This is a genomic window from Nocardia sp. alder85J (assembly GCF_020176955.2).
Classification (GTDB): domain Bacteria; phylum Actinomycetota; class Actinomycetes; order Mycobacteriales; family Mycobacteriaceae; genus Nocardia.
In genome coordinates this window covers 69,064-94,784 of record NZ_JAIUCZ020000005.1, presented here as the reverse complement: position 1 = coordinate 94,784, position 25,721 = coordinate 69,064, and the positions used below count along the sequence as shown (strand labels likewise).

Below are 25,721 nucleotides of genomic sequence, written 5' to 3'. Positions count from 1 at the left end.
TATTCGCGCGTGGCGCAGCGATTCTCGCGAGCGCCGATGATCCGCGCCGACGGCCGGCGAGGGATTCCGGAAAGGCGGTGACGAGAACATAATTCGACCCGCATCAGCGCCGATATCGGATGGGGCAACCCGGTGGATATCGGATTGCTACCGAATTACCTTGTCAGGCAGCGGTATCCGGCCGACTCCCGGCGGTCCCGAGCACGACTGCGATGGTGCCGTCCGGTTCCCGGGTCGCGCGGTGGGAGCAGGCGGGCGGCCCGCCGGTGGTGTCGGCCCCGGTGCCGAGGTCGAAGCTGTGCCCGTGCAGGGGGCAGACCACCACGCCGGCGTCGAGCAGCCCGTCGGCCAGCGGCCCGCCGCGGTGCGGGCAGGCGGCGTCCAGCGCGCGCAGGCCGCCGTCCCGCAGCCGGAACACCGCGATCTGCCGTCCCTCGACCACGTAGGCCCGGCCCTCGCCCGGCGGGATGTCGTCGTGACTGCCGATGATGTGCTTGGTCATCGCATCGGCACCCGGGGGAGCGGGATCAGCGGCAGCGCGGGCCGGAACCGGGCCGCGGTGTGCTCGGCGGACGGGTCGCCCGGATGGGTCCACGGGTCGCGGTAGCCGTCCACCGACTTCTGCATCGCCGCATCCAGATCGGCGGCGATACCGTCCCGGTCGTCCACCACGACGGCGCGCACGGTCTCGATGCCGACCCGCGGCACCCAGCTGTAGGTGCGTTCCAGCCAGTTGGCGTTCTCGCGGTAGTACTGGAGGAATCGTCCGGCCAGCGTCACGACCTCGGCGGCGGTGCCGACGGTGGCCAGCAGGTCGCCCTTGCGGATGTGCGCCCCGGCGGCGCCGCCGACGTAGATCTCCCAGCGCCCGCCGTCGATGGCGACCACGCCGAGGTCCTTGCACAACGCCTCCGCGCAGTTGCGCGGGCAGCCGGTGACGGCGAGCTTCATCTTGGCCGGACTCGGGATGCCCTGGAAGCGCTGCTCCAGCGCGATCCCCAGCGCGGTGGAATCGCCGAGCCCGTACCGGCAGAAGTCGCTGCCGACACAGGTTTTCACCGTGCGGAAGCTCTTGCCGTAGGCGTAGCCGGAGGGCATGCCCAGATCCGCCCAGACCGCCGGCAGATCCTCCTTGCGGATGCCGAGCAGGTCGATGCGCTGCCCGCCGGTCAGTTTGATCATCGGGACCTGGTAGCGGTCGGCCACCTCGGCGATCCGGCGCAACTGGTCGGCGGTGGTGACGCCGCCCTGGATCTGCGGGACGACCGAGAAGGTGCCGTCGCGTTGGATATTGGCGTGCACGCGATCGTTGATGAACCGGGCGTCGGGCTCGTCCACGAAGTCCGCGCCCCACATCATGTGCAGCAGCGACGCCAGGCCCATCTTGGAATGCGCGTCCTCCTGCCCGTCCGGGGCCAGCGCGGCGAACACCGACGACACCGCATGCAGCCGCAGTTCCCGGATCAGCCGCATCAGTTCGGGTTTCGGATACGGGATGCCCGGCACGTACCACGACGCGGCCGGATCCTCCTCGACGGCGCCACCGGCGGCCCATTCGACGATCTGGGCGACCAGGGTCTTGCACGAACCACAGCCCTTACCGGCGCGGGTCGCGGCCATCACCCCGGCCACCGACTTCTCGCCGGCCCGCACACAGGCGGTGAGCGCCGCCTTGCTGACGCCGTTGCAATTGCACACCTGCGCGTCGTCGGCCAGCTCCGCGGCGCCGACCGCGGCCGCCGGGGTGCCGAGATCGAACAGCAGCGACATCCGTTCCGGCGGCAGCGGCAGGCCCCGATCGAAGGCCTGCATCAGGAAGGCGACCTTGCTGGTGTCGCCGAGCAGGGTGGCGCCGACGAGTTTGCCGTCCCGGATGACCACGGTCTTGTAGACGCCGTGGCGGGGCTCGCTGAACTGGACGAACTCGTCGTCCTCGCGCTCGGGGGACTTCAGGCCCATCGCGGCGACGTCGACGCCGGCCACCTTCAGCTTGGTGGCCGTCCGCGAACCGTGGTACCGCGCAGCGGTATTCGTGCCGGTGAGATGGTCCGCCAGCACGGTCGCCTGCTCCCACAGCGGGGCCACCAGGCCGTACACCCGGCCGCGGTGCTCCGCGCACTCGCCGACGACGTAGACCGCGTCGTCGTCCACCGACCGCATGTGGTCGTCCACCACGATCGCGCGCTGCACGGTCATCCCCGCACCGCGCGCGAGCCCGACGTTCGGGCGGATGCCGGCCGCGACCACGAGCATGTCGCAGTCCAGGCCGGTGCCGTCGGCGAATCGCACCCCGGCCACGGCGCCGTCGCGGGAGAGTACGGCGCTGGTGGATTTCCCGGTGTGCACCGTGATGCCGAGATCCTCGACGGAGCGGCGCAGAATGGCCCCGGCCGAACCGTCGAGCTGCGCGTTCATCAGGGTCGCCGAGGTGTGCACCAGATCGACGGCCAGTCCCCGATGTTGCAGTCCGCGTGCGGCTTCCAGCCCGAGCAGGCCGCCGCCGATCACCACCGCGCGGGTGCGCCCGGTGGCGCCGTCGATCATCGACAGGCAGTCGTCGAGCGTGCGGAAGCCGAAGATCCCGTCCAGCAGCGTGCGATCGTCGGCCCACATCCCCTCGATCGGGGGGAAGAAGGAGCGGCTGCCGGTGGCGATGATCAACCGGTCGTAGCGGGTGGCGCTGCCGTCGTCGGCGTGCAGCACCCGCGCGTACCGGTCCAGCCGGACCACCCGGACGCCGCGGCGCAGGTCGATATCGTTGTCGGCGTACCAGTTCAGGGGGTTGAGATAGATCTCGCTGGTGTCGTCGGAGCCCGCGAGCACGTTCGACAGCAGGATCCGGTTGTAGTTACCGTAGGGTTCGTCGCCGAACACGGTGATGTCGAACAGATTCGCGCCGCCGCGGGTGAGGATCTCCTCCACCGCCCGCGCGCCGGCCATCCCGTTGCCGACGACCACCAGCCGTTTCTTGTCCATGGCCCGCCCCGCCGTTCAGATCTCGATGAGCCCGAGATCGATGACGACGGTGCCCGCCGCCTCGGCCGGGGCCAGCAGCAGCACCTCCAGGACGGTGTCCCCGAGCAGATCCTCCAGCACGCGCAGGGACACGTGGGTCGCGCCCTTCGCCGCTATCGGGAAGTACCGCATGGGAACTCCGTCGCGATGCAGGACGACGGTGATCATCTCGTCGGTGGAGTTGCCGCCCCGGAAGTACACCGGCTGGGTGGTGGCTCCCGGCGGTACGACATACCGCAGCGCGTCATCGAGAGCGACGGGGTCGCCGAATCCCTTGCCCCGGAACTCGAAGGCTCCCTGGAGGAATCGGGGTGTGCTGCTGTCGGACATCATGCTGCCGTCCTTTCGGCCGACGACCGGGTCACCTCACCGTAGGCAGCACGTGTTTCGGCGACGTTGCCCCGGCGCATCCGGCATGAAGCCGAATGCTCGCGGGGCTACGACGTCCGCTCGCTGGGGTTACGACGTCCGGAACCGGATGGTTCGGCCCCGGGGCGAACCCGGTGCCGACCTGCCCGGCGCCCGGCGCGGGCGATCCGGTTCCGGCGCCGGGCGCGGGACGGGACCGGCCGCGGTGCGGGGCACGGGCGGGGGCCCGAAGGCCGGCGGGGGTCCCGACGGCGGCGGTGATCGGTCCACAGGGGGCGGCGGCGGGTCGTGGTCGTCGCTGAGCCCCACGGTGATGAACAGCAGCATGGTGATGGCACTGACCCCGATCATCAACGGGAGCAGCAGTTGCACCGCGTCGGCGCCCGACGGCGTGGACGGCACCGCCGGCCGCTGGGCATGGATGGCGGCCATGCCGGTGTAGTGCATACCGGTGACCGCGACGCCCATGATGATGGCGGCGCCGAGGGACGCCGCCAGTCCGCGCACGTGCAGGGTGAACCACAGTGCGGCGGTGGAGGCGACCACCGCGATCACCACCGAGATGATCACGATCGTGGTCGAATAGTGCAGCAGTGCATCGGATTTCATCGCGTACATGCCCGAGTAGTGCATGGCCGTGACACCCAGACCGGTCACCGCGCCGCCGGTCGGCAGCGCCCAGGAAGCGTCGTTCCACCGTGTCACGATCGTCAGCCCGAGCCAGACCACGAGGATCGCGATGACGGCACTGGCCAGCGTGAGCGGGATGTTGTACCGGATCTGTGCGGCCGTGATCGAGAATCCGAGCATGGCGACGAAGTGCATGACCCAGATACCCGTGCCGCCGATGGCGACGGAGGCCGCGATGAGCCAGCCCTCCGGGTACTCGACGGATCGGGCCCGGCGGGCGCATTGCAGGCCCAGCAGTGAACCGATCACCGACATGGCGTAGGCGATGACCGGGGTCACCAGCCCGAACGTGAAATGGTGGACTTCCATCTCGGCGTAGTGGTCGTCAGGCGTGGTGCCCGACGGGGCACCCGTGTGCGAGCGGTCCGAGCAGCTTGTTGTTGTCGTAGAAGTGCTCGAGTTCCACGATGCGCAGATCGTCGTCGACCTTGGCGATCGTCATGCCGAACAACTCGACCAGCTCGCCGGTGGGCGCATGGCCCTTGTATTCCCCCTCGTAACGGCCCCAGTGCCGCCACTTGAATGTCACGACCGGCGGGCCGGTCAGCACCTCGAGCACCTCCCAGAAGAAGCCGCCGGGCAGAGCCTGGTGGAAGATGTGGTGCGAGGATTCGAAGGTCTCGGTGGAGGCCTCGTAGTAGGGGTTGTCGCCGATCAGGATGTTGTAGCTCCCGATGCGGGCGAACTCCTCGGCGTCCTGCCAGGGGCCGCCGTTGACCCGGCCGCGGTAACGCTCGGCCACCACCGACACCCAGGTGGCGGGGTCCTTCTTGTGCGAGACCTCCATCTCGAAGACCTGCACCAACTCCTCGACGATCGCCTCCAGCGAGCCGGCCGCGTGACCGGTGGTGCGCTCGCCCGGCATGACGGTCTCGGAGAGGTGGTAGTCCGGCGTTTCCTCACGCCAGTGCGCGGGCGCCGCCGCGGCCACCACCGCGTTCCGCCCTTGCAGATGCAAGGGAACCTCGGCGGGGGCGGAGTCCGTTGTCTCGACAGTCATTCAAAATCTCCTGGTTCCAGTCCAATTGCAGGCCAACGCCTTCGGAGGCGCGTTGAAGGTATCAGCGCGAAGGTTCGATGTCGCGGTGGGCAATTGGTCTGGACCTGAAATATGCTGCTGCGCATGGCTTATACGGGACACCGGGCCGGGTGTACCGAGCTGGGGAAGCTCCGAATTTAGAGGAGTGTGGTTGTGTCCGTTCGGATCATCCGAAGTGACCTGGCGCATTTGAGCAAGCGGCCGGAAGGAGGGTAGACAGGTGAATCTGTGAACCACGTTGCCACGTGGTTCGTTTCGAACCTTGCAGCGGAGCGCCGACGTGATGCCGCGAACGCCGGGCGCACCGTCTCCTTGCGATGCGGCACGGGGTGACGCCGGGACGGATCCGGTCGCCGGCAAGCACTCGGCCAGTGCGACCCGGTCGGCGCCACCCCGGGATTCAGACCAGTTTGGCGTCGATGAGCAGTGTCCAGATCTCGCCCTGGTCGACCACCTCGACACCGAGCTTCTCGGCCTTGGTCAGCTTGCTCGCACCGACGCCCGCACCGGTGATCAGTAGATCGGTGCCGGCCGAGACCGAGGAGGCCGCCGTCGCGCCGGCCTTCTCGCACAGCCGCTGGAAGGCCGGCCGGGCGACCTTCTCGCCGGAGCGCGGATCGGTGAGGGCGCCGGTGATCACCACCGTCTTGCCGGTCAGCGGCGCACCGGCCGCGACCACCGGTGGCAGATCCTCCGCGCGCACGTCCAGGGATACGCCCAACTCGCGCAGCCGCTCCAGCTCCGGCCGCAGCCGGGTGAGGTGCTCGATCAGCGAGGCGGCGACCTTCGCGCCGATGTCGTCCACCGCCACCAGCCGCGCCTCGTCCGCGTCGGCGACCTCCTCCAGAGACGCGAATCCGGAGCGGGCCAGGCGGGCGGCGGTGCCGTCGGAGGCCATCGGGATCGCCAGGCCGATCAGCGCGCGGCGCAGGCCGACCCCGCGGCTGGCGTCGATCGACTCGATCATCCGGGTGGCGGAAACCTCACCGATGCGGTCGAATTCGAGCAGGCGCTCGGTGGTCAGCGTGTAGAAGTCCGACGGCCGCTCCAGGATGCCGGCCTCGGCCAGACGCTCGATCCACACCGGCCCGACGGCATCGATGTCGGCCGCCGCGCGCGAGGCCCAGTGGATCAATCGCCGCACCGTCTGCGCGGGGCAGGAAGCGTTGGTGCAGAACAACTCCCGGCTGTTGCCCTGCTCGGTCACCGGCTGCCCGCAGGAGGGGCAGGCGGTGGGCGGCACGATCTCGCGTTCGGCGCCGGTGCGTTTGGACGCGTCGAGCACGCCCGCCACGAACGGGATCACGTCACCGGCGCGGCGCACCAGCACGGTATCGCCGACCTTGATGTCGCGGGCGCGGATCACCTCCTGATTGGCCAGCGTCGCCTTCGTGACGGTGGTGCCGCCGACGAACACCGGCTCCAGCCACGCCACCGGGACGATCTTGCCCGTCTTGCCGACATCCCAGACCACATCGGCCAGCAGGGTGGTCTTCTCCTCGGCGGCGAACTTGAACGCCAGTGCGCCACGCGGACTGTTCGAGCGAGTTCCCGCCGCCGCGTAGGCATTTCGGTCGGCCAGCCGCAGCACCGCGCCGTCGAGATCGTAGTCCAGTTCGTTGCGGCCCTGCTCGATCGCGGTGATCGCGGCCTGAGCCTGTTCGGCGTCGGCGCAGACCCGCATCGCCGCGCCCGCGACCCCCAGCGTCCGCAACCCCTCGCCGAGATCGACCGCGGCGCCCCCGGCGGAGGTGTCCAGGTCGAAACCGTAGAACTGCAAGCGCCGCTCGGCGACCGTGGCCGGATCCTTCGCCCGCAGGGTGCCCGCCGCGGCATTGCGCGGATTGATCAGTGGTTTGTCCGGGTGCGCGGTGTTGTAGGCGGTGAAGGTCGACCGCAGCATGACCGCCTCGCCGCGCACCTCCACCCGCCCCGGCACGTCGATGCGCTCCGGGACGCCGTCGACCAGGGCGCGGACCAGGATGGTCACGTCGTCACCGGTGGTGCCGTCGCCCCGGGTCACCGCGCGTGCCAGCCGCCCGTCCTCGTAGACCAGGGCCAGCGACAACCCGTCGAGCTTCGGCATCACCACCACCGACTGCCCGGGGAAGCGCTCGAAGAACGCCACGACCTGCTCCGGTGTGGTCGCCTTCTCGAGCGACAGCATCGGCCGGGAGTGCCGGATCGGCGCGTGCAGCACCCCCGGCGCGCCGACCTGCTCCAGCGGATTCGGATCGGGCGCCAGCGCGGGATGCGCCGCGATCAGCGCCCGCAGCTCGTCCTCGGTGGTGTCGTACTCGGCGTCGGCCACCAGCGGCGCGCCCTGATAGTAGGCCTCACGCAGCACCACGATGCGGTCCGCGAGCTCTCGGATTCGTTCCCCAGTTTCCACAGCACAGACGGTAACCGCAGCCACCGACACCGTGACGCACCGCGATCCGCGGCGGTGTCCGCCGATCAGGCGCTCCGGGCGGACCGGTCACCGCCGGACCGCGCGGCGAACACCCAGCGGTTGCTCGCCAGGGCGTCGTGCGGCTCGGGCCACAGCCGGCATCGGTGCCGGGCGGCGAAGTCGAACGGGGTATGGGTCTCGACGGACCAGCCGCGATGGGCCAGATAGCCGGCGGAGTCCGGGCGCGGGTCGTGGTCGAACAGCGCGGGCAGGTCGATGTGCAGCTGCCGCCTGGTCTCCGCGTAGATGGCGCTGTCGCGGACCTCCGGCGGTTCCAGGCCGGGCTTGATCTCGAAGGCGACGTGGCTGCCCTCGGCGCTGAGCCGATCCAGCGTGTCGAACAGGTGCCGCTCGGCCGCCGCGGACAGGTAGAACAGCACCCCCTCGATCAGCCAGGCGGCCGGCGCGATCGGGTCGAAACCGGCCCGCAGCAGCGGTTGCGCCCAGTCCTCGGCGAGATCGGCGGCGATCGGCCGCCTGGCGGTGCCCGGACCGGCGGCGACCGCGCCGAGCACGTCGTGTTTGAAGTCCAGCACCTCGGCCCGGTCGATCTCGTAGACCACCCGGCCCGCGGGCCATTCGAGCCGGTAGGCGCGGGTGTCGAGCCCGGCGCCGAGCAGCACGATCTGCCGTACGCCCGAGGAAGCCTCCTGCATCAGGAAATCGTCGAAAACCCTGGTGCGCAAACCGAAATAGCGAGCGAACCTGCCCCACAGGGGATTCGCGTCGCCATCGGGTACCTGTGCCGGACGGGTCGGCCACGCCGCCGAAACCCGTGCGGCGCGGACGAAGTGCTCGGCGTAGATGTCGCCGGCCAGGCAGTCGGTGCGATGGGTCTCGATCGCCCGGGCGGCGGCGACCAACAGGGCCGTGCGTCCGACGCCGCCGCCGATGCCGGAATCCGGGGTCTGGTGCATGACAGCTCCTTCTGTTCGATCGGGCAGGAAAGCCTTTGTCCGGCTGCGGGTCACCGGCCGGCGTGCGGCGGCAGCAGGACGGGTTTGACCACCCGCCCGGCGAGGCAGTCGCGTTCGGCGTCGTTGATCGCCGCCAGGGGATAGGTGGTGATCAACTGGTCGAAGGGGAACGAACCGCGCTGCCACAGTGCGATCAGGCGCGGAATCAGGATGCGCGGCACGGCGTCTCCCTCGCAGAGGTGCACCAGGCGGCGGCCGCGGTCGAGCAGTCCGGGCGCGAGGGTCAGCGGTGCGCGGTGCCGGCTGATCACCGCCAGCGTGCCCCGGGGCAGCAGGGCCGACAGCGCGTGATTGATCAGCTCGCCGGATCCGGTGGTGTCGAGCGCGAATCGGACCCCGCCGCGGCCGTGCCGCCGCAGTTCGCCGCCGAGGTCGGGGGTGTCCGCGGGAATCGCTGTGGCGCCGAACCTTTCGGCGAGCGCGAGCCGCTCGCGGTGCCGGTCCACGGCCAGTACCGTCGCCGCCGTGGCCCGCGCGGCCATGACGGCGGCCAGCCCCACGGCCCCGGCGCCGAGCACCGCCAGTGTGTCCCCGGCGGACATCCGGAATGCGGACAGCACCGAACCCGCCCCGGTGAGGAAGCCGCAGCCGAGCGGGCCGAGCAGTTCGATCGGCAGCGCGCGATCCACCGCGACGGCGTTGCGGGCCCGCGCCACCGCGTATTGTGCGAAGGCCGACTGCCCGAACCAGCGGGGCGCCAGCTGCCGGCCCTCGCGATCGGTGAATCTGCCCGCGTCGTCCGGGCGCGCGCCGAAAAGATTCAGGGCGGCGAAGGATTCGCAATAGGACGGCGTGCCCCGCAGGCAGTGCTCGCACCGCCCGCACGAATCGAAGCTCAGCAGCACGTGGTCGCCGACCCCGATATCGGTCACACCCGCGCCGACGGCCGTCACGACGCCCGCCCCCTCGTGGCCGAGGATCGCGGGCAGCGGTGACTGCCCGGCCGAGCCGCGCACGGCCAGATCGGTGTGGCACAACCCGCACCCGGCGATCCGGACCAGGATCTCGCCGGTGTCGAGGCGAGCGCGCAGATCGATGTCCTCGAGGGTGAACGGTGTGCCGTGGTCGCGCAATACCGCAGCGGTGACCCGCATGACGAAACCCCTTATCCGTCCGCCGATTCCGGCCGGTGGACGACCATCGGCCGGAGATTGCCGTACATGCCCCACTCCCCGCCGGCGACGCCGACGCCGCTGTCCTTCATACCGGTGAACGGTTGTGCCAGTGACAGTTCCGCGTGATGGTTGATCCAGACCGTGCCGCACTCCAGCCGGTCGGCGACCGCGGCGGCCCGGTCCAGATCGGTGCCCCAGACCGAGCCGCCCAGTCCGAAGCGGGTGGCATTGGCCGCCCGCACGGCGGTGTCGAGATTCGAATAGCGGATCACCGGCAATACCGGGCCGAATTGTTCCTCGGTCACCACCGCGGCGTCACCGGGCACGTCGGCGAGAATTGTCGGGGCGAAGAAATATCCGGGGCGGTCCGGCCGGTGACCGCCCGCCGCGACGCGCGCGCCCGCGGCCCGGCTCGCCGCGACCAGCAGTTCGACCCGCTCCAATTGGGGCACATTGTTGACCGGGCCGATCCGGGTCGCCTCGGCCAGCCCGTCGCCGACGATCGCCCGCCGCGCGCGGAATGCGAGCGCGGCGACCACATCGTCGTACAGGCGATCGGGCGCGTACACCCGTTTGACCGCCATACAGACCTGCCCGCAATTGCGGAACGCCGACCAGAACAATGCGTCGGCGATCTGTGCGACATCCGCGTCGTCGAGAATTATCGCGGCATCGTTACCGCCCAGTTCCAGGGTCACGCGTTTGAGCCCGCGGGCCGCCTGTACCGCGACCTTCCGGCCCGTGGCGATCGAGCCGGTGAAGGTCACGTGGGCGATGTCCGGATGCCCGGCGAGCAGCGATCCCAGCGGTTCGCGCCCGGTGACGACGCCGAACACTCCGGGCGGCAGCACCGCGCCCAGCACCGATTCCAGCAGTGCCGTCGCCAGCGGCGTGTACGGCGACGGTTTGAGTACGACGGTGCTGCCGGCGGCGAACGCGGGTGCGATCTTGGCCGAAGCCAATTGGAGCGGAAAATTCCACGGCGTGATGGCGGCGACCGGGCCGAGCGACCGCCATCGCAGTTCACTGCGCATCGCCCGGCCGTCGCGGAGCAATTCGGTCCGCGGCGTCAGCCCGGAGAAATGCCGCAGCCGGGTCGCCACCCGCGCTATCTCGGCCCGCGATTCCGCCAGCGGCTTGCCCTGTTCCCGGGTCAGCAACGTCGCCAATTCCGGGCCCGAATGCTCCACGGCGGCCGCCGCTTCGATCATCGCCGCCCGCCGCCCCGCGGCATCCGCGCGCCAGGCCGGCCATGCCGTGCATGCCCGCGCGACAGCGGCATCCAGATCGGCCGGTGAATGTTGCGGCGCCTGGGCGAAAACCTCCCCGGTCGCCGGATTCACCACGTCGAAAACCGTGCCCCGATGGGCATCCGCGCGCGTCACGGTCATCGGATCAGCCCACCGTGACCCCGTGCCGATCCATTTCCGCCCGGAACACGGCGATCAATTGCGGCCGGATCCGGCCGCGATTGCGATCACCACCCTCGCACACCGCGCCGCGCACCCCGACGATGTCGGTCCCGATCGCGGTGAGCGCGGCGAGGTGCTCGATCTTCACGCTTCCCGCCAGCGCGGCGAGCAATTCCGCCTCGTGGGCGAGTTCCACGAACCGCGCGCACACGTCGACGGGCAGATGATCGAACAAACTCCTGCCGTCCTTGATCGCCGTATCGAGCATCGCCACATCCGATCCGGATTGTTCCGCGATATAGGGAACGGCCAGCGGGCTGATACAACCGACACGATGCGCGTCGGCATATCCGGAGGCCACCACCAGCGCGTCCGGGTTGTATTCCTTCACCGCCCGCCGCACCCCGCGCATGACCTCGATGCCCTGATCGGTGGTCACACATCCCATCAGGCCGACCTTGATGTACGTGGCCCCGGCCACCGCGGCGCCGAGCGCCGCCTGCGCGACCGTACCCGGCTTGTACGGCACATCGCCGAGCGTGGCCGACACCGGTTTGTCCTCGGGCACGACGCCCCGGATCTCACGGATGACCCAGGGATAATTCGCGCCGAGCGACCCTTCGTCGGGTTTCTTGACGTCGACGATATCCAGGAATTCGGCCGCCGCCGCACACACGACCGCCTCGTCGACATTATCGGGAGATATCAACAGGCGCATGACCGCCACCTTCCCCTGCGCTTGTATCTGAATTTCAGAAGTACGACAAACAGGTGCGGTAAGCCCGCACCGCTGCGGGCCTGCCACCGGATGATCGGCTCGATGTATTGCGTACCGTCAGCAGAAAGCGATGTCCAGCAACGGGAGAAGTCTCGAAATGTGCTGTCACGCAATGGTCGCAAGAGAAATGTATCACCCATGTCCGAACCAGGACAAGGACCGGACCCGCCGTTGTCCGCTCTTGTCCGCTACGTCCCGATGCGAACCTCGTCCCGAAACACACTGGCGTGCACCGATTGTCGACCTCCAGCACCAGAATCATTGCCAGGGACGAATTTCCGGGCAACTCGACGTCCTCGCCACATCCGCGGCGGTGAGCGGCGACTCCGGCAGCCAGGGGCCGGCGGAGGACTCCCGGCGGCGGCCGGGGACCCGCGGCCGGGTGAGAGAGGGCCTGTCGGGTGGTCGGCGGCACGCCGTTCGCCCGCGCGCCGTGGGCGTTCGGCGACCGGATCCGGTGAATATCGCCGTCCACTGGGTATCTCCGCGACGATGGCGGGTCGCGGACATCGGTGTCCGCGATCCACAGCATGATGGTGAGATGACCGGACGGGTGAGCGCATGCGCGCAATACTGATACTGATCGTCGCGCTGGCGATCGCCCTGGTCGCCGGGGACCGGGTCGCGGTCATGGTGGCGCAGCAGGAGATCGGGCGGCGGATCGCCGCCGGCTACGACCTGCCGCAGCGGCCGGGTGTGGACATCACCGGCTTCCCGTTCCTGACCCAGGCCGTCGACGGTCACTACCACGACATCGGCATCCGGGTCGGTGACTGGAGCGGGCAGAACATCACCGTCCACGACCTGGATGTCACGCTGCTCGACGTGGCCGCCCCGCTGACGGACCTCGTGCACGACCGCACCTCGAACCTGGTCGCCACCACCGCCACGGCGAAGGCGGTCGTCCCCTACGACACCGTGCGAAGTTTCGCCCCCTCGGGTGTGGAGTCGATCGCCGACAGCCCGGAGGGCCTCCGCGTCACCGGAACATTCCAGGTGGAGGGCGTCCCGGTGCCCGCGACGGTCTTCGTCACCGTCGCGCCCACCGCCGGCGGCATCGAGGTCACCCCGGTCGCGGTCCAGGCCGCCGCCGGTGGCCCCACGGTCTCGGTGGCCGCGCTCCGCGACATGCTCGCCTTCGTGGTGCCCCTCGACAAACTGCCCCTCGGCGCCCAGTTGACGGCCATCGCTCCTGCCGCCGACGGCCTCCACGTCACCGCCGTCGCCCACGACATGCACCTCTCCGACCTGCCCTGAATCCGGTTCCGGCAGCGACCGGACGATTCTCGGTGGACCGGCGGGGACGACTCGGCGAGGATCGGCGGGGGAGTTGGAACGGGCCGCGCGACAACAGGATCGGCCGGCGGCAGCCGAATTGCTCCGGCTGCCGGTCGATCCCGATCTCGGCGGACCGCCTGCGCACGCATCCTCGGCCACGCGTGTGCCGGAACGACTATCGCCCCGATACCGAACAGCGGGCGAAGAACTGGCGGATGTCGGCCACCAGCAGGTCCGGTACCTGGCGGGCGGCGTAATGGCCGCCGCGGTCGTACACGTTCCAGGACAGGATGCGAGCATGCGCGCGCTCGGCCAGGGCACGATCGGACGGCCAGTCGGCGGCGAACTGTGCGACACCGAGAGGCACGTCCAAGCCGGGCGGGATCGTCGTCGGACCGCTCGGGGGTTGCTGCCTGTCCTCCTCGGCATAGATACGCAAGGCCGATCCGGCGGTGCCGGTCAGCCAGTGGATCGTCACGTGGGTGAGCAGCGCGTCCGGGTCGAGGCCGGGCATGCACTGGCTGTTCCACGCCAGCAGGCCCACCGGTGAATCGGTCAGGGCAGGAGCGAGGGTCTGTGGGATCTCGGCATGGACATGGCCGTAGGGCGCTGCGTGGATCTCCCCCGGACCGGCGGGAAAAACCTGGGTCACGTGCACGCCGACGACGTCCTCCGGTGCGGCCCGGCCGATCTCGGGTGCGATGAACGAACCCCAGTCGTTGCCGGCCGCACCGTAACGCCGGTAACCCAGCCGGTGCATCAGCACCACCCAGGATCGGGCGATACGGCGCGGACCCCAGCCCACCTCCGGTGTCGGCCCCGACCACGCGAATCCGGGCAGGGACGGAATCACCAGGTCGAAGGCGACAGCAGGGTCCAGCCCGTGCCCGCGAGGGTCGCTCAAAGGCCCGATCACGTCCAGATATTCGGTGACCGAACCGGGCCACCCGTGGCCGAGCACCAGCGGCAGGGCGTCCGGCTCGGGCGAGCGGATGTGCAGAAAGTGCACACCGGTCCCGTCGATCGTCGTGACGAACTGCGGATACGTGTTGAGGCGGGCCTCCCACTCCCGCCAGTCGTAACGTTCGCGCCAATGCTCCACCAGTTGCCGCACGAACTCGCCGGAGACGCCGTACCCTCGCTCGCCGCCGCGCGGCTGCGCGGGCCACCGAATCCGGTCCAGTCGCTGCCGGAGATCGGCCAATTCGCGGTCCGGCACGGTGATTCGGAACGGTACGAGCGCTTCTGCCGGCATTTGGTTCCTTCCGCCTCGAACGACGCTGTGGCGCAGACGCTACCGCCGGTCACCGACAGACCCGCGGCCGGATCGGTCCGCGGCGGTGTCGGTCAGCCGCTGGGCGACGAGGTGCTGGAACAGCGCGGTCACCTGATCCCACTGCGGGGCCAGGGCGGTCGCGTCCGAACCCGGTGAGCGACGGCCGGCCTGAAGTTTCGCCAGGATCGGGAGATCTTGTTCGTTGATGTGGAACAGGCTGTCGCACAGCTGATTCCGGGCATCGGCGAATTCCGGTCCGGCGGCGGCGCGGTCCACGAAGACCGCCATGTGTTCGACGGTCCGGGTCGGTGAGACGGGCTGGAAGCCGATCACCTGCAACCAGTCGCCCTCCAGGATCAGCAGGGTGTTGGGGAAGACGCAGAACAGGTCCTGGCCGCGGGCTCGTTGCGCCGGGATTCCCGCGAAGAAGGGCAGCGGGGCGGCGGTCTTCGCGGCCTTTCCCACAGCGCCGCAGGGGTATTCGGCGCCGAGGATGGTCTCGCCGAGTACCAGATCGTCGACGTCGAGTGCGGCTGTGACGGGGCCGACCTGCGGGTGGATGAACGGCAGGTGATAGAAGTCGAGGAAGTTCTCCACGACCAGTTTCCAATTCGCGCCGACGTCGAAGCGGCGTTCACCCGCGAGGTGCAGGCGGGCGAAATCGACAGGGGCCCAGCGGCGCAGCAGCGGCCCGAGGTCGTCCTCGAACGGGCGGGCCCGATCGGCCAGGTCGACGAAAATCATGCCCGCCCAGCACCGGGACGGCACTTCGAGCAGTCCGAGCCGGCGCCGGTCCGCCTCGTCGACGCGGCCGTCGCGCCCCCGCCGATACAGCGGCGCGGTCGCCAGCGCGCCGTCGAGATCGTATGTCCAGCAGTGGTAGTCGCAGCGCAGCCGTCCGGTGACCGTGATCGGCTGGTCCACCACGAGGGCCATCCCGCGGTGCCGGCAGGCGTTGTGGAACACCCTGATCCGGTCGTCGTGCCCGCGGATCAGCAACAGCGGCCTGCCCGCGACCTCAACCGGGTGCACGGTCCCGGGCTCGGTCAGCCAGTGCTCGAAACCGGACCACACCCAGCCGCGCTCGAACACACGGCGCTGCTCGGCGGTGAAGAGGCCGGCATCGGTGTAGTGCGCACCGCTGAGGATCGCCGTGCCGGCCGGATGTTCCGGCAGTGGTCCGGACAGGATCCGGGTGGTCCGCGTCACGTTGGTCACGGCGCTACTCCCGGTCGATCATCGGCCGGTATTCCCCGGCGTCGATCCGGTCCTGGACGTAGGCGGCGATCTCGCACAGCGGCGCCAGCCAGATCTCGTCGTCGTCGCGCAACTCCCGCACCAGGTCTTCGATCGCGTCCAGCCGCGCCGGCCGGGCGCTCAGGAAGGGATGCCACACCCCGATCCACAGTCCGCCGAGGCGTGTCGCGGCCGCGATCTCGGCGCGGTACACCGCCATCGCGCCGGCCGGGGGTTTGATCGGCATGTGGTATTCGAACTCGAAACTCTGCGCGTACTGCGGCCAGTCGTCGTTGGTCCAGTCGACGGGCAGTTCGAGCAGTGTGGCATCGCCGGAGCGGGTCAGATAGGGGAGGTGATGTCCCATGAGTGTCGAGTCGTATCGGATGCCTTGTGCGACGAGCAGTGTCGTGGTGTGCGCGCTGTATCCGTAGTTCGGGCCGCGCCAGCCCGCCGACGACCGGCCCAGCACTCGGTCGAGCACCGCGCAGGCCCGCTGGATGTCCTCGGCCTCCTCGCCGGGGGTCAGGTCGTGCGCGGCGATGTGCCGGTGGCCGTGCAGGGCCAGCTCGTGACCGGCGGCCACGATGGCCTCGGCCAGCCAGGGATAGCGCTCGATGACCCAGCCGGGCTGGAACGACTCGACCGATTGATCGCCGCCGTACATGTCGGCGGTGTCGATGACATTGCCGCCGAGCTCCCGGTAGCGGTCCAGCACCCGCATCGACTCGACGCCGGACAGCGTCCAGCCGAACTGCATCGTGCCGAGCACGATCGGGCAGATCTCCAGGCCCGTGGCGCCGAATCCGCGCCGCCGGGCCGTCATGAGGCCACTGTGATCACGCACCACCGAACTCCTGTCCGCCGTTCACGGCGATGGTCTGTCCCGATACGTATCCGGCTGCCTCCGAGGCGAGGAAGGCGACGACGGCGGAGATCTCGTCGGCGACTCCCCAGCGTCCCAGCGGGATGGTCTCGCAGTCCTCGGCGATGTCCTCGGGCCCGTAGTCCGAGGCCATCCTGGTCGGTACGCTACCCGGCGCCACGGCGTTCACGCAGACACCGGCGGGTCCCAGTTCGACGGCCAGGTTGCGGGTGAACGCGATCAGCGCGCCCTTCGCCGCCGCGTAGGCGTGCCCGAATCCGGGCCCGCGCTGCGCCCACAGCGACGAGGTGAGCACGATGCGCGGGTGGTCGGCCGCCAGCAGCAGCGGGACGGCCGCCCGCACGACATTGCGGCTGCCGCCGACGTGCACGGCGAAGACGCGGTCCCACTCGTCGTCGTCGGTATCGAGAATTCCGGTGCGCGCGTGCATGATTCCGGCATTGGAGATCACGGCGTTCAGCCCGCCCAGCTCTCGTCCGGCGGCCGCGACCGCCGCGTCGACGGCGGCGCGGTCGCACACGTCCACCACGGCGCTCCACACCCGCCCGCCCCTCGCCTCGGCGGCCGCCACGGTGCCGGCGAGCGCCGCCTCCTCGATGTCGAGCATGGCCACCGCGGCGCCCGCGCCGACCAGACGCAGCACATGCGATCGGCCGAGACCGTTACCGGCGCCGGTGACCAGCACCACTCGTGATGTGCTCATCGAGCGGCCTCCACGTTCGCGACGGCCGGATCCGGGTTCGGTGTGATTCTGTTCGCACGCAGGGGAACTCGCGGCCCCTGCGGTCCGTACACCGTCGCGGGCTCGGGGAATGCGACCAGCAGGACCGTGTAGATCACCGCGCCGATCAGCCCGGCGCTGACGAAGCTCAGGTCGATACCGCCCGCGACACCGGCCCACGGCCCGGTCAGCAGCGGCGGTGCCGCGGAGAACAGCATGCCGACCACCACGGCCGGGAACCACGCCGCCAGCGCGCGGAGATCGAATCCCGCGGTGAACCAATAGATTCCGCCGCGCCGATGCCGGGTGAACACTTGCAGATCGTCCGGCGAGTACCAGCCGCGGCGCCACGTAGTGCGAAATATCCAGCGCCAGTGGGACATCCACGGTCGCCGCGAGTTGTGCGGTGAAGGCGAGGTCGTTGGTCAGCGTGTAGCGGTGGGTCTCCAGATGCATCGCGATACCGGCGCGGCGGCTCTGCTCCCGCCAGTCCGCCACCAGGTCGGCGGCCTCGCCGACCGAGCCGGGAAACACCTCACCGCACACCACCATCAATTCCGCGCCGAGTTCGCTCGCGTAGGACAGTCCTTCGGACAGGGGTCGCTGCTCGGTGACGAAAACGGTGACCGAGGACCGCAGTCCGGCGGCGTCGAGCAGCCGGGCCATCGTGGCGGCGGGCGGGTTCTTCCCCGGCGTATAGGTATCGATGCCGACCCCGTCGAAGCCGGCCGCGGCGACCCTCTCGACCCGTTGCGGCACGGTCCACGCCGGCCCGTGCAGTGGCTGGTTCTCCATCGCCCACATGGACTGGAACACCGACAGGCTCATGCGATCGCCTCCGGTACACCCGCGGCCATCAGGCAGATCAGTTCGTAGAGCAGGCCCGCGGCGGCGATCCCGGTGAGCTGCGCGTGATCGTAGGCCGGCGACACCTCCACCACATCGGCCCCGACGATCCGGTACCCGGTCAGCTCGCGCAGGAACATCAGCAACTCGCGACTGGTGAGGCCGCCGATCTCGGGGGTTCCGGTACCGGGCGCGTGGGCGGGATCCAGGACATCGATATCGATCGAGACGTAGATCGGCCGCCCGCCGAGCCGGGCGTGCATGCGGTCCAGCGCCGCGCGCGGGCCGTCGGCCTGGATCTGCGGGCAGGTGATCCGCGCGAAGCCCAGCACCGAGTCGTCGACCAGATCCTCGGCGCTGTACAGCGAACCGCGGATGCCGACGTGCAGCGACGATTCCCGGTCGATCAGGCCCTCCTCGGCGGCCCGCCGGAACGGGGTTCAGTGCGTGTAGGCGGCGCCGAAGTACGAATCCCAGGTGTCCAGGTGAGCGTCGAAGTGCAGCACCGTGATCGGCCCGTGCCTGCGGTGCAGCGCGCGCAGCATCGGCAGGGCGCAGGTGTGGTCACCGCCGATGACCGCGGTGCGCATCCCGGCGCCGATCAGTTCGTCGGCCCGGTATTCGATCGCGGTGATCGCCGCGGCGATGTCGAAGGGTGTGCAGGCCACGTCGCCCGCGTCGGCCACCTGGATCGTCGCGAACGGGAAGATGTCGAGGTCGGGGTTGTAGGGCTTGATCAGGCGGGAGGCCTCTCGCACATGGGCGGGCCCGAACCGGGCGCCCGGACGGTAGGTGACCGAGCTGTCGAACGGGATGCCCACAACGGCGATCCGGGCCGCCTCGACATCCTCCAGCCGCGGCAGCCGCCCGTAGGTGGCGAAGCCCGCGTAGCGAGGGATCGCCGTGGGATCCAGCGGCCCCCGCGGTGGTGGCACCTTCAACGGTAGATCGTCATTCACACTGCAATTAAGTCATGGAGTTCGCTATTTTACTTACTAACTTGCTGTCAATTTACATGATGGCCGCATATTTTACCTGGTCGAAACCGCTCCGGTGGCGGCCGGCGCGCGCCGATCGGTTGCGGTGTGGTCCCGTCCGGACCCGCGGCTACGATGGGCATCCTGGCAGGGTCGTCAGCGATGGGCGGGCGCGGGCGCGCCGACGTCGGTATCGAAGGTGAGAGAGGCGTCGCCCCAGCGATGAACGAGATGTCCGTGGACGCCGTGGATCGGCAGTTGGTCGCCGCATTGCAGCGCGACGGCCGCGCCACACACGAGGCGCTGGCACAGGCGGTCGGCTTGTCCCGGGTCGCGGCCAGGACCAGGTTGCTGCGCCTGCTCGACAGCGGATCGGTCACCGTGCTGGGGATCGTCCATCCCTCGGTGTTCGGCCTGCACTCCTGCGGCCACATCGGGGTCCGGGTGGCGGGGGCGGCGGCGCCGGTGGCCGCGCACATCGCCGGATTCGACCACGCGGCCTTCGTCTCCGTGGTGTCGGGCGCCTATTCGCTGGTGGTGCAGCTGCACTGCCCCGACGACGCGACCCTCGCGGCGGAGGTCAACCGGATCGCGACACTACCGGCGGTGATCGGCACCGAAACCGCAGTCTACACCGAGATTCTCAAGGACAATCACGTGGCTCCGCGTCGGAGCACGCAGACCCTCGACGAGGTCGATCTGGGTCTGCTCCGGCGGCTCCAGGCCGACGGCCGCGTCTCCTACGCCGAACTCGCCGCCGAGATCGACATGTCCATCAGCGCGGTACGGACGCGGGTGCTGCGGCTGATCGAGACCGGAACGATCCACATCGGCGCCCGAATCCAACCGGGCTTCTTCGGCTCGAATCATCTCTGCGGTCTGGGCATCACCTTCGACGAGGGACGCGGCGCCGCGCTGGCCACCCTGGCGGAGCTACCGAGTGTCGACTATCTCGCGGCAACGCTGGGCCGCTGTGACGCGATCTGCACCCTGAACAGCCGATCCGTCGACGAGGCGCTGCACGACCTGGAGACCGTCCGCGGCGTGCCCGGCGTCCGCTCGGTCGAGGCCTTCAATCATCTGCGAGTGGTCAAGAGCCTGACCAGCAAGTCCTACTCGTCCGCCGCGCAGGACGCGCCGGCCGGGCTCGGCTGAACGGTCCGGTGGGCCGCGGTACTCGCCGACCGGCCTCGGACCGATCATGCGGTGGCACAACCGGATCGGTTGCGCCACCACTGTCGGAACTCAGCCGAGCAGCCCGTCGACGTCGTGCTGGATCTCCTCCGGCGTGGCGGTGGACTCGTAGCGCCGGATGACCTCGCCGTCGCGGCCGACCAGGAACTTGGTGAAGTTCCACTTCACCTCGTCGGTACCGAGGGTGTCGGGGCGGTTCTTGGCGATGTGCTCGTAGAGGAAGCCGATCTCCGGGCCGAACTCGCCGGGCGCGGCGGACCGCAGGTAGGTGTAGAGCGGGTCGGCGTCCGGGCCGTTGACGTCGATCTTCGCGAAGACCGGGAAGGTGACGCCGTATTCGGTGGAGCAGAAGTCCTGGATCTCGGCATCGGTGCCGGGTTCCTGGTCGCCGAACTGGTTGCAGGGGAAGCCCAGGATGTCCAGACCGCGATCCTGGGTGGCCTGGTGCAGTGCCTCGAGGCCGGCGTACTGCGGGGTGAAGCCGCACTTGCTGGCGACGTTGACGATCAACACGACGCGATCCCGGTAGTCACCGAGGGACTTGGTCGCCCCGTCCGCGGTTGTGACGCTGAACCCGTAAATACTCATGGCCTCGACCATAGTCCCGGCCCGGACGGGTCCGGCGCGGAGATCAGTGCGGGCTCACCTCAGTTCGGACAGATCGAGCCCGAGCATCGCGAGCAGTCGCGAGCATTCGTCGGCGTCGACGGAGTGGTCCGCGACGGTCTTCGCGGCCATGGCATTCCGCCGGAGGGACTCCTCCCGCTCTGCCGCACGAACGTTGGCGAAGGTGCTCTCCTCGTCGATGAGACGGACGCTTCGGGCCGAGGTCATGAAGACTCCTTGCAGATCGTCCTCGAATGAGCGCCTGATGCGTCCACCCGGGGGACCGGGTGACGACCGGTTCACGGCATTTCGCCGATCGATGGGTCGCTGCCGGTGACCCCGACGCTACCCGCTGGCTCCGCGCGGCATGCGATCAACGGCCGAAGAACGCGGATCGGGCCTGCGCCGCGGCGGGTGTCGCCTGTAGACAGGCGACACATTCAATGCTTACTATCCTTGCAAGCATTGAACGAACAGGGACGTTCGAGAGAGGCAGGCGATCGTCGTGTCCGCCAGCACAGTCATCTCCGGGAGCGCCGCGTGACCGGCACGAATCCCGAAATACTCGGTTTCCTCGGCCTCGGCGTGATGGGTTCCGCCGAATGCCACAATCTGCTCCGCAAGTCCGGCCACCCGGTCGTGGTGTTCGATCCGAAACCGGACAACCTCGGCCCGCTGGTCGCGGCGGGGGCGACCGCGGCCGGATCGGCCGGCGAGGTGGCCGCCGCCGCGGACATCGTCTTCCTGTCCCTGCCCGGCGGCCCGGAGGTGTCGTCGGTGCTCTACGACACGGGCGGGATCCTCGACAGCGCCCGGCCCGGCACGCTGGTGGTCGATCTGTCCACCACGCCGGTCGGCATCGCGCGGGCCGCGCACGAGCGACTTGCCCAGCGGCAGTGCGGATTTCTGGACGCGCCGGTGGCCCGCACCCGCAAGGCGGCGATCGCGGGCACGCTCGCGATCATGGCCGGTGGCACGGCCGCGGATTTCGCGCGGGCCGAACCGCTGCTGCGCACGATGGGCACCGATGTCACGCACTGCGGCCCGGCCGGCGCCGGCGCACTGCTGAAACTGGTCAACAACACCGTGGTCTTCGAGACCGTGGTGGCCCTCGCCGAGGCGGTCACCCTGGCCCGGCGCAGTGGGCTGGTCGCCGACGAGGTGCTGTTCGACGTGCTCGGCGGCGGTTCGGCGGGCAGCTTCGCACTGGAGAACCACGGCCGGTCCGCGCTGCTGCCGGATGTGCACCCGACCGGCATCTTCCCGGCCGCCTACATGCGCAAGGACATCGGCTACACCCTCGACGTCGCCGCCGAACTCGGTGTGGAGCTGCCCGCCGCCACGCTCGCGCACTCCCTGCTGGACCGGCTGTGCGACGAGGGCTTCGCCGACAACTATCACACCGCCGTGGTGCGGTTGCTCGACAAGGCCGGAAGCTAGTGTCCGGCAGTGAGATTCCCGCGGTGCTGATGCGCGGCGGCACCAGCAAGGGCGTCTTCCTGCACGCCCGGGACCTGCCGCCGGCCGGGCCGGAGCGGGACGCGCTGGTGCTCGACCTGATGGGCAGCCCGGATCCGATGCAGATCGACGGTCTCGGCGGAACCTATTCCAGCACCAGCAAGGTCATGGTCGTCGACCGCGAATCCGATGGCACGGTGGTGTATTGGTTCGGCCAGGTCGGCATCGACACGCCGACCGTCGACTGGAAGGGCAACTGCGGCAACCTCACCACCGCGGTCGCCGCCTTCGCCGTGGACGAGGGCCTGACGCCCGCGGTCGAACCCGTGACGCGGGTGCGAATGATCAACGGCAACACCGGTGTCCGGATCGAGGCCGACGTACCGGTGCGCGACGGCCGGGCCCGCTCCGACGGCGACCAGCGCGTCGCGGGGGTGCCCCGGCCCGGCGCGCCCATCGCCACACACTATCTGCGTCCCGGCGGGGCGGTCACCGGCCGGTTGCTGCCGACCGGCCGCGCCCGGGACACGGTCGAACTGCCGGACGGGCCGGTGCAGGTGTCGCTGGTGGACGTGACCACCGCCTACGTCTTCGCCCGCGCCGCGGATTTCGGGGTGGTCCCGCACGCGCGCACGGTGGCCGAATGGAATGCCGACCGCGCGCTGTGCGATCGCCTCGAACAGGCCCGTGGCGAGGCCGCGCGCCTGCTCGGCGTCGTCGAGAATGCTTCGGACGCAAGGGAACTGTCGCCGGTGATCCCGCGCATCGTGCTGGTCGCCCCGGGTACGGAGGAGACCGGCGTGGAGGTGGTCGCGGTGTCGATGGGCGCGATCCACCGCGCGGTGCCGATGACCGCGGCCCTGTGCCTGGCGGCGGCGGTCCGGCTGCCGGGCACGCTGCCACACGAATACGCCTGCGGCACAGCCGCTTCCGGCCGCGATCCCGCCGGTTCGGCCGGCGTCACCGCGGATTCCGGCCGCGATCCCGCCGAATCGGATTGCGGTGCCGTCGAGTTCGCTCGTGAGACCGGCGAACCGTTGCGGATCGGGCATCCGCTGGGCACGGTGGACGTGCTCGCCACGGTCGGTGCCGATGCCGGGGGCGCGCCGGTGGTCGAATCGGTCGGTGTGGTGCGCACCGCGCGCCGCTTGATGAGCGGCACCGCGTATCTCGCGGGCGACCATCCGGTCCGGCCGCACGCCGCCGCGGGAGTCCGCCGATGACCGGGGAGCGGCAATCCGGCTGTCCGCTGGGGGATTTCGACAGTTCGGTGTTCCGGCCGCGCCGTCTCGCCGACGAGGTGACGCCGATCCTGCGCCAGTCGATCCTGTCCGGAACCTTCGCTCCCGGTGAGCGATTGAACGAGGTCGAGCTCGCCGCGCAGCTGAACATCAGCCGGCCCCCGATCCGGGAGGCGTTGCAGGCGTTGATCGGTGAGGGGCTGGTGCGCACGGTCGCGGGCCGGGGCACCTTCGTGGCGAGCTTCGACCTGGAGACCGTCGGGCATCTCGCCGAGGTCCGCCAGGCGCTGGAATGCGCCGCCGCCCGGCTGGCGGCGGTTCGCGCCGACGACGCGGCGCTCGACGAGCTGGAGAAATTCCTGGTCCGCACCGGCGAAGCGCTCGGTGATCCGGACCGCCCGTACCCGCGCGACCTGGACTTCCACCAGCAGATCCTGGAGATGAGCGGCAACCCCAGGCTGGTCGACACCGCGCGCGGGGTGACCACCCAGCTGCGACTGGCTCGCGCTCGATCCGGCGGGGTCCCCGACCGCGCCCGCGCGGCCTATACCGAGCACCACCGGATCTACCGGGCGCTGCGCGAGCGCGATCCCGAGGCGGCGGCTGCCGCGATGGCCGACCATCTGGACGCCGCGCAGGCGCACGTCCGGCAGCTGCTGCCCGACCGAGACAGCGAGGAGACGAGATGAAACACGCGGCGATGATCATCGACGGCAAACCCGTCGAGGGGTCGGCCACCCGGGACGCGGTCAACCCGTACACCGGCCGGGTGTGGGCCACCATCCCCGACGCCTCCGCCGCCGAGGTGGGCACGGCGGTCGCGGCCGCGCACCGCACCTTCCACGAAACCTGGCGGCGCACACCGGGAGTCGAGCGCGCCCGGCTGATGCACGCGCTGGCCGACGCCCTGCAGGCCGAGGCCGAGCCGATGGCCCGGATGGAATCCACCGACAACGGCAAGATCATCCGGGAGACCGGCAGCCAGATGGTGTTCGCCGCCCGGAATCTGCGCTTCTTCGCCGGATACGCCGACAAGCTCTACGGCCGCACCATCCCGCTGGACAACCCCAGCCTGTTCGACTACACCCGCCGCCGCCCGTTCGGCGTGGCCGCGCTGATCACCGCCTGGAATTCGCCGATCGGGTTGCTGGCCAACAAACTTCCACCCGCGCTGGCCACCGGCAACGCCGTGGTGATCAAACCCTCCGAGCACGCCTCGGTGACCACCTGCGAGCTGGCCCGGCTGGCCTGCGAGGTCGGCTTCCCGCCGGGGGTGATCAACGTGATCACCGGCGGCCCGGCGGCGGGGGAGGCGCTGATCACCGATCCGGCGGTCGCCAAGATCAGCTTCACCGGCGGCAGCGCCACCGGCACCCACATCGCGGAAACCGCGGCGCGACGGCTGGTTCCGGTCACCCTGGAACTGGGCGGCAAATCACCGAACATCGTCTTCGACGACGCCGACCTGGACCGCGCGATCGTCGGCGCGGTCTCCGGGATCTTCGCCGCCGCCGGGCAGACCTGTGTGGCCGGTTCCCGGCTGCTGGTGCACCGGCCGGTCTACGACCGGGTGGTGACCGCCATCGCCGAACGCGCGGCGGCGATCCGGCTCGGCGACCCGCTGGACCTGGCCACCGAGATGGGCCCGGTCGCCAACGAGCTGCAGTACCAGCGGATCCTGCGCCTGATCGAGGCCGCGAAGGCCGAGGGCGCCACCCTCGTCGCCGGCGGTGGCCGCGCCGAGGGGCCGGGCCTCGGCGACGGATTGTTCGTCGCCCCCACGGTTTTCGCGGATGTGCGGCCGGACATGCGGATCGCCGCCGAGGAGGTGTTCGGCCCGGTGCTGTCGGTGATCCCGTTCGACGACGAGGACGAGGCGGTGCGCATCGCCAACGGCGTGGAATACGGTCTGGCGGCGGCGGTCTGGAGCCGCGACATCGATCGCGTGCACCGCGTGGTGGACCAGCTCGAGGTGGGCTCGGTCTGGGTCAACACCTATCGCAGCACCGCCGCCCAGGCTCCCTTCGGCGGCATCAAACGCAGCGGCTACGGCCGCGAACGCGGCGAGGACGCACTCGCCGAATACACCTACACCCAGAACGTGATGATGGACTATTCCGGCGCCGCCCGGGATCCGTTCGTGATCCGGACCTGA

Annotated in this window: 23 protein-coding genes and 1 pseudogene; 6 read left to right on the top strand and 18 right to left on the bottom strand. The window is 69.9% G+C overall.

All coding sequences use genetic code 11. The features are described 5' to 3' along the window. Positions 1-163: 163 nt before the first annotated feature. The 10 genes from LBW94_RS20130 to LBW94_RS20085 all read right to left on the bottom strand — a co-directional run bounded on the left by LBW94_RS20130 (position 164) and on the right by LBW94_RS20085 (position 11,787). Positions 164-502, bottom strand: a complete 339-nt coding sequence (locus LBW94_RS20130) for a Rieske (2Fe-2S) protein (RefSeq protein WP_225059179.1) — start codon at positions 500-502, stop codon at positions 164-166. Next, positions 499-2,976 (bottom strand): nitrite reductase large subunit NirB, encoded by a 2,478-nt coding sequence (nirB, locus tag LBW94_RS20125; RefSeq protein WP_225059180.1) that lies wholly within the window; start codon positions 2,974-2,976, stop codon positions 499-501. Before nirB ends, LBW94_RS20130 begins: the two co-directional genes overlap by 4 nt. A 15-nt stretch (positions 2,977-2,991) precedes the next feature. Next, entirely contained in the window at positions 2,992-3,345 is a 354-nt protein-coding gene (locus LBW94_RS20120; RefSeq protein ID WP_225059255.1) for a molybdopterin oxidoreductase, read from the bottom strand. A 129-nt stretch (positions 3,346-3,474) separates the two neighbouring features. After that, a complete protein-coding gene (locus tag LBW94_RS20115) occupies positions 3,475-4,383 on the bottom strand; it encodes an MHYT domain-containing protein (RefSeq protein ID WP_225059181.1) in 909 nt (302 codons plus the stop codon). A gap of 16 nt (positions 4,384-4,399) precedes the next feature. Next, a complete protein-coding gene (locus LBW94_RS20110; protein ID WP_225059182.1) occupies positions 4,400-5,074 on the bottom strand; it encodes a SnoaL-like polyketide cyclase in 675 nt (224 codons plus the stop codon). A gap of 439 nt (positions 5,075-5,513) precedes the next feature. Next, positions 5,514-7,505, bottom strand: coding sequence for an NAD-dependent DNA ligase LigA (ligA, locus tag LBW94_RS20105; RefSeq protein WP_225059183.1), 1,992 nt, complete (start codon positions 7,503-7,505; stop codon positions 5,514-5,516). A 65-nt stretch (positions 7,506-7,570) separates the two neighbouring features. Beyond that, complete coding sequence (locus tag LBW94_RS20100; RefSeq protein WP_225059184.1) at positions 7,571-8,482, bottom strand: SAM-dependent methyltransferase; 912 nt, start codon at positions 8,480-8,482, stop codon at positions 7,571-7,573. A gap of 50 nt (positions 8,483-8,532) precedes the next feature. Continuing rightward, a complete protein-coding gene (locus LBW94_RS20095; protein ID WP_225059185.1) occupies positions 8,533-9,636 on the bottom strand; it encodes an NAD(P)-dependent alcohol dehydrogenase in 1,104 nt (367 codons plus the stop codon). 11 nt (positions 9,637-9,647) lie between these two features. Continuing rightward, positions 9,648-11,048: an aldehyde dehydrogenase family protein gene (locus tag LBW94_RS20090; protein WP_225059186.1), complete on the bottom strand. Its 1,401-nt coding sequence runs from the start codon at positions 11,046-11,048 to the stop codon at positions 9,648-9,650. 4 nt (positions 11,049-11,052) lie between these two features. After that, positions 11,053-11,787, bottom strand: a complete 735-nt coding sequence (locus LBW94_RS20085) for a (5-formylfuran-3-yl)methyl phosphate synthase (RefSeq protein WP_225059187.1) — start codon at positions 11,785-11,787, stop codon at positions 11,053-11,055. 621 nt (positions 11,788-12,408) lie between these two features. On the opposite strand from LBW94_RS20085, the gene LBW94_RS20080 reads away from it, so the two are divergent. Then, a complete protein-coding gene (locus tag LBW94_RS20080; protein WP_225059188.1) occupies positions 12,409-13,104 on the top strand; it encodes a DUF2993 domain-containing protein in 696 nt (231 codons plus the stop codon). Between the two features lie 196 nt (positions 13,105-13,300). Here LBW94_RS20080 and LBW94_RS20075 read toward each other — a convergent pair whose 3' ends face one another. The 6 genes and pseudogenes from LBW94_RS20075 to speB form a co-directional block, all read right to left on the bottom strand. Continuing rightward, complete coding sequence (locus tag LBW94_RS20075; protein WP_225059189.1) at positions 13,301-14,380, bottom strand: epoxide hydrolase family protein; 1,080 nt, start codon at positions 14,378-14,380, stop codon at positions 13,301-13,303. Between the two features lie 39 nt (positions 14,381-14,419). Then, on the bottom strand, positions 14,420-15,619 hold the full coding sequence (locus LBW94_RS20070) for an aromatic ring-hydroxylating oxygenase subunit alpha (protein WP_225059190.1): 1,200 nt from the start codon (positions 15,617-15,619) through the stop codon (positions 14,420-14,422). A gap of 4 nt (positions 15,620-15,623) precedes the next feature. Beyond that, positions 15,624-16,463 carry an aldo/keto reductase gene (locus tag LBW94_RS20065; RefSeq protein ID WP_225059191.1) on the bottom strand — a complete coding sequence of 280 codons (840 nt, stop codon included), beginning with the start codon at positions 16,461-16,463 and terminating at the stop codon, positions 15,624-15,626. 13 nt (positions 16,464-16,476) lie between these two features. Continuing rightward, positions 16,477-17,226 carry an SDR family NAD(P)-dependent oxidoreductase gene (locus tag LBW94_RS20060; RefSeq protein ID WP_225059192.1) on the bottom strand — a complete coding sequence of 250 codons (750 nt, stop codon included), beginning with the start codon at positions 17,224-17,226 and terminating at the stop codon, positions 16,477-16,479. Next, positions 17,223-17,558 (bottom strand): hypothetical protein, encoded by a 336-nt coding sequence (locus LBW94_RS20055; RefSeq protein ID WP_225059193.1) that lies wholly within the window; start codon positions 17,556-17,558, stop codon positions 17,223-17,225. The genes LBW94_RS20060 and LBW94_RS20055 overlap by 4 nt, the downstream gene beginning before the upstream one ends. 510 nt (positions 17,559-18,068) lie before the next feature. Then, positions 18,069-19,049: pseudogene (gene speB / locus LBW94_RS20050) on the bottom strand (agmatinase). A 240-nt stretch (positions 19,050-19,289) separates the two neighbouring features. On the opposite strand from speB, the gene LBW94_RS20045 reads away from it, so the two are divergent. Next, positions 19,290-20,222 (top strand): Lrp/AsnC family transcriptional regulator, encoded by a 933-nt coding sequence (locus LBW94_RS20045; RefSeq protein WP_225059194.1) that lies wholly within the window; start codon positions 19,290-19,292, stop codon positions 20,220-20,222. A 90-nt stretch (positions 20,223-20,312) separates the two neighbouring features. Here the strand turns inward: LBW94_RS20045 and LBW94_RS20040 are convergent, their stop codons facing one another. Both LBW94_RS20040 and LBW94_RS20035 read right to left on the bottom strand, forming a co-directional pair. Continuing rightward, positions 20,313-20,849, bottom strand: a complete 537-nt coding sequence (locus LBW94_RS20040; RefSeq protein ID WP_225059195.1) for a glutathione peroxidase — start codon at positions 20,847-20,849, stop codon at positions 20,313-20,315. Between the two features lie 54 nt (positions 20,850-20,903). Further along, entirely contained in the window at positions 20,904-21,095 is a 192-nt protein-coding gene (locus tag LBW94_RS20035) for a hypothetical protein (protein WP_225059196.1), read from the bottom strand. A 312-nt stretch (positions 21,096-21,407) separates the two neighbouring features. Here LBW94_RS20035 and LBW94_RS20030 point away from each other — a divergent pair, with 312 nt between their 5' ends. Genes LBW94_RS20030 through LBW94_RS20015 form a run of 4 tightly spaced genes read left to right on the top strand, consistent with a single transcriptional unit; the run spans position 21,408 to position 25,721 of the window. Beyond that, positions 21,408-22,307, top strand: a complete 900-nt coding sequence (locus tag LBW94_RS20030; protein ID WP_225059197.1) for an NAD(P)-dependent oxidoreductase — start codon at positions 21,408-21,410, stop codon at positions 22,305-22,307. Then, a complete protein-coding gene (locus LBW94_RS20025; protein WP_225059198.1) occupies positions 22,307-23,548 on the top strand; it encodes a PrpF domain-containing protein in 1,242 nt (413 codons plus the stop codon). The genes LBW94_RS20030 and LBW94_RS20025 overlap by 1 nt, the downstream gene beginning before the upstream one ends. Continuing rightward, positions 23,545-24,255 (top strand): GntR family transcriptional regulator, encoded by a 711-nt coding sequence (locus tag LBW94_RS20020; RefSeq protein WP_225059199.1) that lies wholly within the window; start codon positions 23,545-23,547, stop codon positions 24,253-24,255. Before LBW94_RS20025 ends, LBW94_RS20020 begins: the two co-directional genes overlap by 4 nt. Beyond that, on the top strand, positions 24,252-25,721 hold the full coding sequence (locus LBW94_RS20015; RefSeq protein ID WP_225059200.1) for an aldehyde dehydrogenase: 1,470 nt from the start codon (positions 24,252-24,254) through the stop codon (positions 25,719-25,721). The genes LBW94_RS20020 and LBW94_RS20015 overlap by 4 nt, the downstream gene beginning before the upstream one ends.